At 55.5% G+C, this 15,217-nt stretch carries 8 protein-coding genes; 2 read left to right on the forward strand and 6 right to left on the reverse strand.

All coding sequences use genetic code 11. From position 1 onward, the window contains the following. Positions 1-83 precede the first annotated feature (83 nt). Positions 84-959, reverse strand: coding sequence for an alpha/beta hydrolase (locus HY788_08860; GenBank protein ID MBI4774274.1), 876 nt, complete (start codon positions 957-959; stop codon positions 84-86). 845 nt (positions 960-1,804) lie between these two features. Here HY788_08860 and HY788_08865 point away from each other — a divergent pair. After that, the gene (locus HY788_08865; protein MBI4774275.1) at positions 1,805-3,010 is read left to right on the forward strand and encodes an acyl-CoA dehydrogenase family protein; all 1,206 of its coding nucleotides are present in this window, start codon (positions 1,805-1,807) and stop codon (positions 3,008-3,010) included. Between the two features lie 307 nt (positions 3,011-3,317). Here the strand turns inward: HY788_08865 and HY788_08870 are convergent, their stop codons facing one another. From HY788_08870 to HY788_08890, 5 genes are all read right to left on the reverse strand, one after another. Further along, positions 3,318-4,400 carry a phosphotransferase gene (locus tag HY788_08870; protein MBI4774276.1) on the reverse strand — a complete coding sequence of 361 codons (1,083 nt, stop codon included), beginning with the start codon at positions 4,398-4,400 and terminating at the stop codon, positions 3,318-3,320. A 288-nt stretch (positions 4,401-4,688) separates the two neighbouring features. After that, positions 4,689-5,681, reverse strand: a complete 993-nt coding sequence (locus tag HY788_08875; protein ID MBI4774277.1) for a LysM peptidoglycan-binding domain-containing protein — start codon at positions 5,679-5,681, stop codon at positions 4,689-4,691. A gap of 68 nt (positions 5,682-5,749) precedes the next feature. Then, positions 5,750-6,766, reverse strand: a complete 1,017-nt coding sequence (locus tag HY788_08880) for a polysaccharide deacetylase family protein (GenBank protein MBI4774278.1) — start codon at positions 6,764-6,766, stop codon at positions 5,750-5,752. Next, the gene (locus HY788_08885) at positions 6,763-8,157 is read right to left on the reverse strand and encodes a HAMP domain-containing protein (GenBank protein ID MBI4774279.1); all 1,395 of its coding nucleotides are present in this window, start codon (positions 8,155-8,157) and stop codon (positions 6,763-6,765) included. Before HY788_08885 ends, HY788_08880 begins: the two co-directional genes overlap by 4 nt. 1,059 nt (positions 8,158-9,216) lie before the next feature. Then, positions 9,217-10,767 (reverse strand): sigma-54-dependent Fis family transcriptional regulator, encoded by a 1,551-nt coding sequence (locus HY788_08890; protein MBI4774280.1) that lies wholly within the window; start codon positions 10,765-10,767, stop codon positions 9,217-9,219. Between the two features lie 597 nt (positions 10,768-11,364). Here HY788_08890 and HY788_08895 point away from each other — a divergent pair. Then, positions 11,365-14,862, forward strand: a complete 3,498-nt coding sequence (locus HY788_08895; protein MBI4774281.1) for a PAS domain S-box protein — start codon at positions 11,365-11,367, stop codon at positions 14,860-14,862. The last annotated feature ends 355 nt before the right edge of the window (positions 14,863-15,217 follow it).

The raw sequence follows: 15,217 nt of genomic DNA on the forward strand, positions 1-15,217 counted from the left end.
CACTGTGTCAGGCGCTACTTCGTTCTGATTTCAAATAGGGGGCCTTGCAGATGTCACGGCGCGTTTTGCGCACCGTGCAACTGCTACGGCTTGGGGGTTTTGCTCAAGATCATGGAAATCGCTGTTTCCAACGAGCGGTTGAACTCGTCCGGACGATTCATCATCAAAAAATGATCCGCGCCTTTCAGAATGATAGCGTCAAAAGAAGACATGTGGCGTCGGTTGGCTTCATAGTTCACCGGCCACACATCCGCGTTCACGGCTACCACCGGAATGCGGATTTGATCAAATAGTTCGGCCGCTTCCTTTGTAATGTACAGGGTCATCATGTTGTTCATGGCGCTTAAGGCAACAACCGGCGGCGCAGCGGAAATATCCGACAGAATCCACTCGCGTAGCTGGGGATCGGCGTCGGGTGAAATCATCTCCCCGACAAACTGCCGACTCGCGGTCCCAAAATCCTTTTCCAAAGGAGCGATCAGCTTTTCGAGTGCTTCTCGAGTCATCGGGTATTCGATGTTCTGAAGGGTATCCACACCGATGAGCCCCAGGACCCGGTCCGGCATCAGCCGGGCGGCTTCGGCAATCACCACGCCTCCCATGGAATGCCCGATCAGAATGACGTTTGAACTCCCCGTCGCCTCGGTCACGGCTTGAACATCCTCCCCGAACGCCTTCATGGTGTACACGAAACGCGACGCGCCGGAGTGGCCATGCCCCGCAAGGTCAAGCGACACAACCCTATGTGTCTTGGAGAAAACCGGCGCCTGGGCGGACCAGTAGCGAGCGTCGCAGCTCCAACCATGCACGAACACCAGAGTCGGCTCTCCGGCCCCATGGATCTCATACGAAATGAGCACGCCATCATTGGAGGGAACTACATGCGGCCATTCAGCCTGTGCCGGAGCCGCGCCAAAGGCCAGAACCAGCACCGCCAAACAGGCGAGGAACCTGACCATACATCCGCTAACCGGTTTGAAGTACGTTTCTTTCCTTACACGGCGTATCTCTGCTGCATGTTTCATGATTCGTTTTTCCTTTGCTCTGACACAATGATTTCGTGTTTATTGACAGGGTGGTCTTGAAAACCGTTTGTTCCCACCGTCATTTCGGCGAAAGCCGGAATCCGGGTCCTTTCAAAATCGGCCGGCCCCAGGTTTCCACTGAAGCATGATCAAATTATACACAATAGCTTCTGCATGTTAAGGCAAGATTCGATTGTGATAGAAAAAATAAGGCGGTTAGGTGCACAGATAGGAAGCGAAAAGGTAGGCTCTATATGAACTTATATAGTAACTATTTAAAATTAAAACCGTTATTGAATTCCGTATCGCCAAGGCTCATCTATGAAACTCCTGTCTGACATTGATTTCAGGACTCTTCAGTGTGAAGAAGAAACGGGCCGTGTAGTGGAGAGTGAGGGTGTGTCCGTCCATCGAACCTATTACCTGTGTGCGGACACGATCCTTTAGGGCCGAGGGAGACCACGGGCAGGAATTCAACACGATGATTTCTACAATACGAAAGTTATTTGGTTTTCCAATGGTTTCCAGGTATAGTTCTTATTGTAAGGAAGATATGGATCCCGGCAATCGAGGAAGGGATTCAAATGGAGTTCACGCCGACCGGCAGATAAATGGCGTTTTGGGTTTGAGCGGCGCCGGTCTTCTATCTTCGATCTCTCTCATCTTTCGACTGGGGGACCTTCAGAGCGAGAAACCATCAAGAACGATCCACGTGAGCCAAGAGCCGCCTGACCCCTTATCCTACGCCTGAACACACGAAATTTCGGAGGGAGTTTCCCATGGATTTTACGGTTTCTGAAAGAGCGAAGACCATCACTGGGATGATGGACGAGTTCGTGAAAAAGGAACTCATTCCGATGGAGCCCGAGTTCTTGAGTCGACCGTTCGTCGACCTGCTTCCGGATCTCGAGGAGAAACGGCAGATGGTGCGTCGTATGGAGCTGTGGGCTCCGCCCCATCCGCCCGAATACGGGGGCATGGGGCTCGATCTCATGGATTACGCGTTGGTTTCCGAGGTGCTGGCTCAGTGCCCTTTTGGAGTGTACGTGTTCGGCTGTCAGGCTCCGGACGCGGGCAACATTGAGATTTTGCACAAGTACGGTACCGACGAGCAGAAAGAAACGTACCTGCGGCCTCTGGTGGCGGGCCGGATCCGAAGCTGCTTCTCCATGACCGAGGTCGATCTACCGGGATCGAATCCGGTGATGATGGACACCAAGGCGGTCAAGGACGGTTCGGACTACGTGATCGACGGCCAGAAATGGTACACCAGCGCGGCGGATCGGGCCGCTTTTGCCATTGTCATGGCCGTAACCAACCCCGAAGGTCCTCCTTATGAGCAGGCCAGCATGATCATTGTTCCCACGGATATTCCGGGGTTCAATAGGATCCGGAACATACCCGTCATGGGACACGTGGGCACGGACTGGGCCAGCCACGCTGAGATCCTGTACCAGTCCTGCCGTGTTCCGCAGAAGAATCTGTTGGGCCCGGAAGGAAAGGGGTTCGTCATCGCCCAGGAGCGCCTCGGACCGGGTCGAATCCACCACTGCATGCGCTGGCTCGGCATCTGCCGGAGGGCTTTCGAACTCATGTGCTCGCGCGCCCTCACCCGGCCCATGGGACCCGGAGAGATGCTCGGCGACAAGCAGATCATCCAGTCCTGGATCGCGGATTGCGCCGCGGAGATGCAGGCCGCCCGCCTTATGGTGCTTCACGCCGCGTGGAAGATGGAAACCCTTGGGCAAAAGGAAGCCAGGGAAGAGATTTCCCTCATCAAGTTCTTCACGGCGGGCGTGCTTCAGAGAGTGGTGGACCGGGCTCTTCAGGTGCATGGAGGTCTGGGCATGACGGACGACACGCCGCTGGCGTACTTTTACAGGCACGAACGGGCGTCCCGGATCTATGACGGCGTGGATGAGGTGCACAAGGTGGCCGTGGCGAGACGCATTCTGAGGGAACGCCGGGGCAGGACCGTTAAGTAAGGAAGAACAGGTCTGATGAGTGGTACTTGGGGAACCCTTTTTGCAAAAGGGTTCCCCAACCCTCCCAAAACCTTTTAAGCAGGCCTCATTCCGGCTTGCGAGGCTGCGTCATAAGTCCGGAAAGGTCATTCCGGACGAACGTAGTGAGATCCGGAATCCGGGAAAATTTAGTGAATCCATGTGGTTATGGGAATATCCTCGTGCGCCGTTTTATGGGCCTTGGGCGGAGTGGCAAATTAGGACAGGCCGTCTTCCGCCGAAAAAACACCGTAGATGATTGGATTCCCGGGATCTCGCGGGCGCCGGTTTACTTTTGGCGCTTCGAATCCTCGAGTAGTTTTTCGACCTGAGACCATCCCAACTCGGCTAAAGGCCGGGCCATCCTGCCCATCTCCTCCGCCTGTTTGCTCGCCGCCGTGCCGTCGATGTGACGCTTCACGATCCCCTGGAGAATCGCCGCCAGGCGAAACATATTGTAGGCATGGTAGTAGCGCCAGTTCTCGATTGTTTGCCGGCCGGTCCGCCGGCAATATGCGGATATGTATTCCTCCTCTTCCGGGATGCCCAGACTTCTCAGGTCGATTCCGGCGATCCCGTTGAAGATATCCCTCGGCATCTGGTATATCATGCCATGGTAACTGAAATCCGCCCGAGGGTCTCCGAGAGTGGACAGCTCCCAATCGAGGATGGCAATAATCCGCGGTTCTTTGGGATGAAACACCAGATTGTCGATTCGAAAGTCACCGTGGACGATGGAGGTTTCATCGCTCTCCGGAATATGCTGCGGCAGCCACTCGATAAGACGGTTCATTTCGGGGATTTCTTCGGTTTCCGAGGCCCGATACTGCTTGGTCCATCGGGCTGCCTGGCGGGCGATGTAGTTGCCCGGTTTCCCATAGTCTGAAAGCCCGAGCGCTTCAAAATCCACGTTATGCAGCGATGCAATCGTCTTATTCATGAATAAGTATATTTCGCGGCGCTCTTTAGGCTCCAGCCCCGGCAACGCCGAATCCCAGAATATCCGTCCCTCCATGCAATCCATGACGAAGAAAGGCGTGCCGATGACTTCCGGATCCTCGCACAGAAGGTACGTCCTTGGCACCGGTACATCCGTCTCCGCCAGTGCGGTGATGACGCGGTACTCGCGATCCACGGCATGGGCGGACTGCAGCAGCTTTCCCGGAGGTTTGCGCCGGAGCACATACCGTTTTCGCGGTGTGTCGATCCTGTACGTGGGATTGGACTGACCGCCTCGGAACTGGACCACTTCCGCCGGACCCGCATATCCATGCACATATGCGCTCAGGTAGCGGTCCAAGGCTTTCGAGTCGATTTCGAGGCCTTCCTTGGGAGGCATCACGCCTGAGAACGCTTTTTGCCTGTCTTCCATAGCCGAGCCCTTTGTGAAGTGATGACTAGGATTCGTACTCGGTGGCGCGGCGCATTCATCGCTCCCGCTGATCCGAGGAGCATGCCGCGGCGGAGACGCCGTCCCCATGAACAATTCTCAGGGAAAAGCAACGGGATTATACCACTCAAAGCTGTAACAGGGAATAAGAGGTTTCCGATTACTTCTCTTTGGGCCTCGGTCTTACTATGTTCAGTTCGGCGTTCGGCCTGCCTCGAAACCTGCCTGCCCTGTCAGCCTACACTCTTGTAGGAAAGATCCCTTTCATTATTACGTGCCGGAGGACTTGAGTTCCTTTATTTTTTTGAGGATGTATCTGCAACGTTGCATGTAATAGTCGATCTTCTTGTAATTCGGGTCGAAGTCGTAGACGATCTGCCACTCTTGAAGCGCTTCTTCGAGCTTCTCCTGCTTGTAAAGCTGGATCCCTCTTCGATAGTGCAAATCCTTGAGGCGGGCGATGGTTTCGTCAAGTTGCTCGGACAAGCCATCGTAGTTGGGATCCAATTCGGCGACCTTCTTGAAGGCGACATACGCTCCGCTGTAATCCTCCTGGGAGAAAAGCCGGCGTCCCCACAAAACCAGGCTTTCCTTGTAGTATCCTACGACCTCTTTGTTATCGGGATCGGCACTGACCACCTTATGGAATTCAAAAGCGGCTGATTCGTAGTCCTGCTCCCGATACAAGTTCATGCCGTGTTCGAGGTACGACTTGGCCACATCCTCGGTTTCGTCTTTCGAAACCTCTTCCGTCGGCTTGGACTCCTGCTTCTCGGCTTTTCTCACTTCGACGCCGGGAATCAGGATCTTTTGCCCGATAACCAGTTTTGCCGGATCGTCGATCTTGTTGTAATCCGCCAGAGCGCGAAATTTCGACGTATCGTTAAAGTACAGCTTGGCGATGGTCGAAAGGGTTTCTCCCTGGCCGACCTTGTGGACGTGAATCCCCGTCGGCTCCGGGGGCGTTTCAAAAAACTTGGCCAGGGCGTCCTTTCTATTCGGGTCCAGCCGCAACGCAATGAGAAAATATCGTTGCGCTGCCCTGGGCAGCCCTTTATTCCAGGCTTCGATTCCTTCGGAGTAGGCTTTTTCGGACGCTTGGGCGATGAGTGTGTCCAGTCGACGGATGGAGTCCTGGGCCTCCGTTGCGTCCGGTCTCCACGTGTGGGCGAGTTCCCAAGACTCCCTCGCCTCTTTCAGTTCGCCCGACTGTTCGTGCTGCCGGGCGAGCATGGCATACCTTTCGTACCCGTCGGGGGACACGGAATCAACCTTCGTTGTTGGAAGCTCGGCACATGAAGACACCATCGCCGCCAGGGCGACAGCAAGAATTAGCGCATATCCGAGTCGCTGCATCGCAAATCCTGTTCTTGAAAGGCGGTCACCCGCCGTCTAAATTCATCGATATCCGTGGAATTGAAAACCTGCGTCCGGGAAATGGAATAGCGCGGCTCGAAAAACGGGTTGGCTCTTCCCTGGACGGTGAAGGCGGCCAGGTATCCGGCGTTCTCCGCAGCCTTTACTACCGAAGGGTTAGTGCGTCCAAACGGGTACGCTAGAAAGACCGTCTGGTGATCCAGATGTTCTTCTATGATTCTCTTAGGCGCCGTAAGTTCCTGGGTCACCCAAGCCAGATATTGCTCGGGGGTCATTCCGGCTCCTTTGGACGTGAGGTCCGCGTGACTCTTGCTGTGGGATTCGATTTCGCACCCGGCTTCCTTGAGTTCTTTTAGCTCGTCCCAGCGGAGGGCGCGTTTTCCGCTTTCCACAAAGTCCGTGTACACGAAGAGAGTGGCCGTGTAGCCGTATTTGCGGAGAATGGGCCACGCGACGTCATAGAAAGAACGGTAGCCGTCGTCCACCGTTAGCACTACCGATTTCTTGGGAATGGTCTTTTCAAGCCGGCAGAAGTCATAAAAATCCTTGAGGGCGATCACGCTATAGCCGTTGTCGCTCAGGAAGCGCATTTGCTCGTCGAACACATCGGCGGCCACGCAGAGGCTGTCCCGGCATACCTCTCCAAATCGGTGATACACCAGAATGGGAACGGTCTGGTAGCCGTCGGGATAGAGGCCGCCCCTTCGATCGTATCGGAGCGGAATGACGACCTCGTCTCCGGGGCTGATCGCATCCTTCTTATTGTACTCCCGGATGATCCAGCCGTCCCGTTCGTCTCCGAGATAATCTTTTGCCAGGCTTGGAATCGTATCTCCTTCGGCGGCTGTGAGGATCACGAAATCGCTCGAGCGGATCACGGATGGAGTTGGAATGCCGGGAGGCGGAGTGACGCATCCCGCGAACACCAACACCAGGATGATCGCCGGCAGAGACGGGTTGAAGCGGTTCAAGGTACGTTCCTTTCTGTTTCCGAACGCAGCACACGATACACCATGACCGGCTTTTCTCGCCCCTTGACGTGGATTTCGCCCACTTCTTCCGTCCGGATCATGGATGATGCACGCTGGTAAAGCGTGCTGCTGATGAGAATATCGCCGGGCTTCGCCATTTGTGTCAGCCTGCTGGCAACGTTGACCGTGTCTCCCATTACCGTGTATTCCATCCGAGTCTGGGAGCCGACATTTCCGGCCACCACTTGGCCCAAGGTTGCTCCCATGCCCACCCTCAACTGGATGCCGTTCCCGATGGCTGCGTTATAGTCCGCCATCCGGTCGCGGAGGTCTATCAGGGCGCGTACGGCGTTGATCGGATGGTCCGGGTCCGCCACGGGTGCGCCGAAAACGGCCATTACGGCGTCACCGACGAATTTGTCGATATAGCCTCTGTGTTTGACGATTACTTCGGTGGCGAGGGAAAAATATCCGTTCAATAAGGCGAGCAGTTCCTCCGGAGGTATGCGCTCGGTCAGGGTTGTGAATCCCCGGATGTCGGCGAAGAATAGACTGACTTCGTGGTTGGCGCCTCCCACCCAGATCTGGTCCGGGTTCTCGAGGATCCGGTCAACAATGTGGGGCGACACGTAACGACCAAAGGATTCCTCGATCACGCGTTTCATCTGGAGATCCCGAGCCATACCGTTGAATGCGTTGGCGAGGTCGCCCATCTCGTCGTTCTTATGGACATCAACGTGGAAATCGAAATTTCCGCCGGCAATTTCGCGGGTGCCCCGCACCAGAGATTGGATCGGTTTGAGTAAAACGGTGCTCAGGATCAGGGACAATCCTGCGCCCACGACCATGAGCACGACCGCCAGCCCGATCACGAACCAGGTGGCCTGCGATATGTCCCGATCGATATAGTTTCTCGAAAGGATCAGATGGACGGTGCCTATTCTCATGTCCGGGTACTCGACCGGGCTGACAAATTCAAGGAGGGATTCCTTTTGATCGATCAGGTGGTGCAGGGTGACCCGGCCCAACTCGTCCGTGGAATTGGTATTTCGGGGGGCGACATAAAAAGTTCCCAGTTTCTCGAGGTTGTTGTGGGCGCGAATAATACCGTCCTTGTCCAATACCATGGCCTCGACTACCTGCGGATTGCGGCTGACGTCCCGAACCAGGAGAGACATGGCCAGTTCGTCTGCGTAGAGGAGCGGTTCGGCGCAGGCCTGGGCCTGATAAGAAGCCACGAATACGCCGAACTGGACCAATTGGTCCAGGTATTGCTTCTTTTGACGCCGGATCATCACTGTCCCGATAACGGTAGTCATGCTGATGATCAGAACCGTGATGACGGCGAACAATTTGTATCGAATGGAAATCCGGACGTTTCCTTTTCCCATCAGGGACACCGTGGGGCTGGTTCGTTGGTCGCGCGATGGCGCCGGCCGTTCGGACGGAAGAGGCCGATACCTGGGATCAACGACGCACCGGAAGTAAACAAGTTTCGTGGAATAGCGGCCGGCTTAAGCCCATGCACGGTCGTCGAACGCAAGGCTCCGGCCTCCCGGCTCCGATCTACATTCCCGGATTACGGAAATCAGAAAAACAGAATAAACCTATTGTACCTAATTTAGCCACGGGAATACAAACGGGTTGATGGGGTGGATAAAGCGAATGTTTCAAACGCCTCCGGCTCTCCTGATTCGTTCGCCGGGCGGGTATCGGAGCTTGCGGAACTCAAAGACGGCTTTCCACCCGTATCGAGCCTTCCGAAAGGTCTTTGTTTCCTCGCCACAGACCACTCGCGCCTCGCCGTCATTCCGGTTTCAGCCTTCGCTTCTAGCCGAACACCAACTCAGCGCATTGCCGTTATATCGTCAACATAACATTCAGTTGACAAATTGTCGAGAATGGATTCCGTTTCCTTCCGCTCCGGGCCGCCGGCGCGCCCACAAAACCAGTTTGCATTCATCCTTTTCAAGCCGCCGTTCCTGGAAGCCAACCTCCGGGTTCTAAAAGGGAAACCGCCGTCCTCCCGTCAGATCCCTGCTTCCCGATCTCGCGACCCCTCTTTCCCGGTCCCGGATTGGCACAGGCGTTGCATTATACGCGGGCAAGGGACGAAAACAGAAAAGGGCCACTTTCGATCCAACCGCATATTTAGGAGGCTGAAATGAGCGCAGAATCGTTTGTATCCGTGATGCTGGTCTACTCCGTGGTGATCGCATCGGTGATTTCGATGTTCTTCGCATAAATTCCGCCTCCTCCTATTCCTTCCATCCCCACCTCATTCCTTCTTCGCGCCACTGGGGGGCTCCTGCCCCCCATCCTCATTTCAGGGACCAGGTGATTTTCCAAGGCCCGCCGGCGCAACGGCGCAAACCGTCCTGCGTTCGCCGATCCTCTGCGGAATCGCCATCGCCGGACCTTTCCCTCCTCGGTCGAGGAAAACCGGAGCGTCAGTTTCTGCTGATGCCCAACTTCCGCATTCTCGCGTCAAAGGTGGTTCGTTTCATGTCCGCATCTCGAGCCGATCGGGTGACGCTCCATTTGTTTTTTTCCAGCAGTTCCAGGAAATACCGCCGTTCCAGTTCCCTCCAACTATACTCGGACAGGGGCTCCTGCGGGCCGGCGTCGGGGGATACGGCTCCCGCTGACGCGTCATTTTCCTTCCCGTCCCGGTTTTCGACGGGCTCCGGGGGATCGTCTTGAAGGAACTGTGGGGGAAGATCTTCCACGTCGATGGCGTCCGAGGCCGCTATGACCAGAATGTATTTGACGAAATTCTCGAGTTCGCGAATGTTCCCCTTCCAGGGATAATCACGAAGGCGCTGCAAGGCTTCTTTCGATACTTTTTTCTGAGGAATGCCCAGACGCAGCGTCTCCCGTTTGATAAAGTGGTTTAACAGCAGAGGGATATCCTCGGGCCTTTCCCTTAAAGCCGGGAGACGCAGCGGCAACACGTTGAGACGGTAGAAAAGGTCCTGTCTGAACTGTCCCTGGGCGATGGCCTCTTTGAGATCCTTGTGCGTGGCTGCGATGATGCGGACGTCGATTTTCTTGGTGCTGCTCCCTCCGAGCGGCTTGATCTCTTTGTTTTCAATGACCCTCAATATCCGCGCCTGCAACTGTAAGGGCATGTCCCCGATTTCATCCAGGAATACGACGCCGCCGTTGGCTGTTTCGAACAACCCTTTTCTGTCCTTGTCCGCGCCGGTAAAGGCGCCTTTTTTGTGCCCGAAGAGCTCGCTTTCCAGAAGCGTCTCGGGTATGGCGCTGCAGTTCTGGACGAGAAACGGTTTCGAGCGCCGCTCGCTCAGGCGATGTATTTCGTTGGATATAACGTCCTTACCCGTGCCGCTTTCTCCGGTGATCAGCACGGGGAAATCGGTCATGGCGTAATCACGGGCCAGTTTCAGCGCGTTCAGGAAAGAAGGGCTTTGACCGATAACGGTTACCTGATCCCTCAGTCCCCGGATGATCTCCTCGAGGCGCCGGTTTTCGTGAATTTGATCCTGATAGGCGAGGGAACTGGCAATGGCGATAGACCCTATATTGACGAGGTTCTGCAGCAGCTTGAGGTAGTCTTCGTCCAGATTGAGTCGGGTTCGATTCGCGCTCGTATCGATGAGCTGGAGGGCCCCGTACACTTCTCCATTTCGGAGGAACAAGGGAAACGTGAGTATAAGGGTGCTTTTGACCTCAAACCCTTTCTCAATGGCGCCGTGGTGCCTGGGGTCCACACCGGGCCGTCCGATGGTCATCTTCCGGTTTTGGATCACCCACCCCACGAAACTGGGCTTGTGAGCACTGATACGAACTCCACGAATCAGCTCGTTCTCTTCCCCTGTCGCCTCCACACATACGATCTCATCCCCTTCTTTAACCCAAATCGAGCCGCGCTCCACGTTTTGGAGGTCGAGCAGCGCCGTCAGAAAGTTTTTCTGAAGTTCGGACGGATCCATTTCCTTGGCCAAGGCGTCACGAAACTCGGAAGAAGAAAGCTCCATGTGTACCTCCACCGGCGTATTGCAGGCCCCGCCGTTCCGTTTTCCTGGTTTACAGAAAACGGGGGGCGTCCGGGAAATCCAGGAGTTGCAGGGGGCTCGCACGCCCGGCAATGGGCAGTGCGGTCATTCTCGGGATAGTTGAAGAAAGTCCGGGGGAACCTCTCCGAAGTTGCCCTTCTCGGAACACAATCCGTTCCAATGGTACGCTATCGACCCATGCCGCGCGTTACGCGGATCGTGTCGCCGATACCCTAACATAGGTGGGATCACAGATGTAAGCAAAATCCTTATACATTTGCGCGGATTCCGCAGTAAGTTTCCAGAATAATAGACAAATTACGTTTCGTTGAACAAAGGCTTTATCAGATCGTCATATCTGCCGATATGTCTCTATAGGTCCTGGCGGTAGAGCCTAGGGCGCATCGGGGTTCTGTTTCCCACGCTCTCTGCACGAGGCCCTTTTGTGATGCGCAGAGCCATCGATAGGGCGGCATGTCGCGCCGCCCTGGATTTCTGTCCGCGGTCAGAGCAGTCTACCGCCGAGGCGCGGACCGGCGCCGGTGTCCCGCGTGGCGTCCGAACGTTTTTGGAGGTCCGATGAAGAAAGGTCCGGAAAAGATCAAGTCTCGCATCCTTGTTCCGCTGGCCGTAGTGCTGCTGGTATTGATCGGCATTTCCATCATTTCCATCGACCGGCTCTCCGGAATGCTCATCGACGAGGAGATGAAGGATCGGCTGAAGGCGGTTCAGGGGCTGTTCGAGCAGGAGTTGGACCATGATGCGCGGCTGCTGAGCGGGCTCATCGACGGCTTGGCGCGGAACGAGAACCTCCGGACAGCTTGGAGGAACAAGGATCGGGAACTGCTCCTTCACTATGCAACGTCCCTCTTGGAAGACATGCGTTCCAAGTATCGGGTAACTCACTTCTATTTCATCCAAGCGGACGAAGTCTGCTTTCTGCGCGTGCACAATCCTCCCTGGTATGGGGATACCATTTCGAGATTTACCCTGAACGAGGCGCGCGCGACGAATCGACCGAATTATGGCATCGAGTTGGGACCGCTTGGTACCTTCACCCTTCGAGTGGTGCACCCATGGTCGGTGGACGGAGGGCCGGAGGGTTTCATCGAACTCGGCGAAGAAATCGAACACTTGACGCCGGCGTTGTCCAAAATCCTTGGGGCGGAGCTGTTCTTCATGGTGAACAAACGCTTTCTGGATCGGGGGAAATGGCGGGAAGGGCTGACGGCGCTTCAGCGCGATGGGCAATGGGATTTACTAAGCGACCGCGTCGTCGTCGGGCGCGATTCCAAAGACCTTCGACCTGAACTAGTGGCGGCCCTCGACCATCCCGGACATGGCCTCGGGGAGGAACTCTCGGAGCTGAAGAGCGGCGATCTGACCTACCGGGGAGGGTTTGTGCCTCTGCTGGACGCCGGGGGGCGCATCGTAGGCGACATCGCCGTTCTCCGGAACGTCACGAAAGAGAGAATGCTGCATGACGGGTTGCGGATGCTGCTCATTTCGTTCGGTCTGGCGCTTGGAATCACTCTGATCGGTTTCTTCTACATCCTGGTAAGTCGGATAGAGCGAAAGCTCGGACGATTTCATGTCTCTCTGTCAGAGGAGATACAGGAGCGCAAACAAGCCGCCGAGGCCCTGGCGGCCTCCGAGAAACAGCTTCGAAGCATACTTGAGTCGAGTCCCATCGGAGTCGGAATCTGCAGCATGAATGACGCGCGGATCGTTTTCTCCAATTCGCAGAACGCGCGACTGTTCGGCAGCACCGTCGAGGGGCTGATAGGAAGCGACGCCAGGAGATTCTGGTGGGACGAGGATCAACGGAAGCAGTGTCTGGAGGTGTTGAAGAAAGAGGGTCGCGTTCACAGTACGGAAGCCAGGGCCCGAAGGACCGATGGATCCGCTTTCTGGTGCCTTCATTCCTGGGAGTCCATTCAGGTGGACGGCGAGGATTGTGTGCTTTTCTGGACCTACGACATTGACCGAATCAAACAGAGTGAAGTGGAATTGCGTAAAGCCCGCGACGAGCTGGAGCGGCGCGTTGAAGAGCGAACGTGTGAGCTATCGAAAAGGATCGCTGAAAAGGAAAGGACGGAGCACGCATTGCGTGAAAGTGAAGAGAAGTATCGAAGCATCTTGGAAAATATCGAGGAAGCGTATTACGAGGGGGATCTGGCCGGAAACTTTACCTTTGTAAATCCTGCGGCCTGCAGACTTCTGGGGTACGGCGAGGAGGAAATGATCGGCATGAACAACCGGAGGTATACCGATCCCGAGGACGCAAACGAAATGCTCGAGATCTTCAAGGAAGTATATCGTACGGGCAAACCGGCCGCCTATCATACCTATGAAGTTATCCGGAAGGACGGCGCGAAACGCGTGGTCGAAGGATCCTCTTCCTTGATGAGGGACGCGAATGGGAAACCGATCGGATTCCGGGGTCTCGTGCGGGATACGACGGAGGAGATACGATCCAGGGAGGTGTTACATCAGAGCAGAGAGCGATTGGCTTTGGCGGTGGACATCAGCGGCGCCCGCATCTGGGAATGGAACCTCAAGACGGATGAGTTCAAACTGGATGACAGGATCTTAACGGATCTGGGCTATGCACTGAAAGAGTCTCCCCTGAAGTCGGCGGATGTCAAAGCCATCACGGATAGTTCCGCGCTGCCGGGAATAGAAGCCGGCCTGATCGAGCATTTTCGAGGGGAAACATCCGTTTATGACCATGAATATCGTATCCGGACCCGGTCCGGTGAATACCGGTGGATCCACAACCGCGGCAAGGTGGTCAAATGGGACCAGCAAGCCAAACCCGAACTCATGGTCGGGTCCATGATCGACGTTACCGATCGGAAGCGCGCCGACGAAGCCAGGGAAAATCTCGAGGCCCAGTTGAGGCAGGCGGAGAAAATGCAGGCCATAGGGACGCTTGCAGGCGGTATTGCCCACGATTTCAACAACATCCTGGGTGTGATCATCGGCCAGGCCGAGATGATCGAAATGTTCGATGCGAAAAAAGACGCAAATCTCCTATCGAGGGTGAGGGAACTGATCAAGGCGGCGGATCGGGCCAAGGAACTCGTGGAACAGATCCTCGCGTTCAGCCGTCAAAGGGCTCAGAAAATAGAGCCGGTTCAACTGAGTTCCATCGTAAAAGAGGCGGCTAAGTTTCTGAGGGCGACCATACCATCTACCATAGAAATCCGACAAACCATCCACGGGCCGACGGGAAAGGTATCCGCCGATCCCACCCAGATGCATCAGATCCTGATGAACCTCTGCGCCAATGCAGCGCACGCCATGAGAGAGAGCGGCGGAATTCTTGAACTCGAACTGAACGAAGTGCATCTGGATGAAACAGCGGCGGGACACATCGATGGAATCACGCCCGGGCCGTATCTGAAGCTGTCCGTGACGGACACGGGTCACGGCATGGACCCCGACATCCAGAAGCGGATTTTCGTCCCCTATTCCACGACGAAGAAAGCCGGCGAAGGCACGGGGCTTGGGCTTTCGGTGGTTCATGGAATCGTGAAGCTCCACGGCGGAGGCATCTCGGTTTTCAGCCGACCGGGTTTTGGAACCACGTTCAGCGTGTACCTGCCTCGTATCCGCAGCGAAGCCGAGGAAGGGCGCCGGGCGGGGACGTCCGCGCACGTGGCGTCGGGCAATGAACGGATATTGTTTGTGGACGATGAAGCGGATCTGTCGAAAATCGCAAAAGAAATGTTGGCTCGTCTCGGCTATCAGGTAACAGCCGAGACGAGCAGTACCAATGCGCTGAATCTGTTCAAAGCCAAACCGACGCAATTCGATCTTGTCATAACGGATCTGACCATGCCCAAACTGAGCGGTCTCCAATTGGCCCAGGAGCTGACGCGGATCCGTTCGGATATTCCCATCATCCTATGCACGGGATTCAGTGACGGATCGGTGGTGGAAAAGGCCAAGGGCGTCGGTATCCGATCCTTCCTCAACAAGCCGGTGGGCGTTCGCACCCTTTCCAAGGTCGTCCGTCAGACCCTCGATGATCGCAATTCCGTACAAATGGTATACGCGGACGAGGGCTGAACACACATAAGCCCGTTGAAAAACGATGAGATGCAAGGCGCGCAAATCCCGAGGAGTGAGGCGTACATAGAGTACGTCGCAGTGACGAGGGATGAAGCGTCACGCCGTTGGCGTGACCGCAGATCGCGTTTTTCAACGGCCTGTTCTGCACATAATAATGCCGGACTATTATGGTGCGGACGTCTCCACTTGTGTCGTAGTGACCGGATTGTCGTTTCCCGTACACCCGTCCTTTTCAACTAAGAAAGAAAGGAGTAGAATGATGTTTATGCGTGTCGAGGGTAGCCTTCCGGCCGATACTTATTCGGATTGTATTGTTTAGCCAAAAAAATGGAGGGAATGCGGAAGACATTAT

Source organism: Deltaproteobacteria bacterium (assembly GCA_016208165.1).
In the GTDB taxonomy this organism is placed as follows: Bacteria; Desulfobacterota; Desulfarculia; order JACQYL01; family JACQYL01; genus JACQYL01.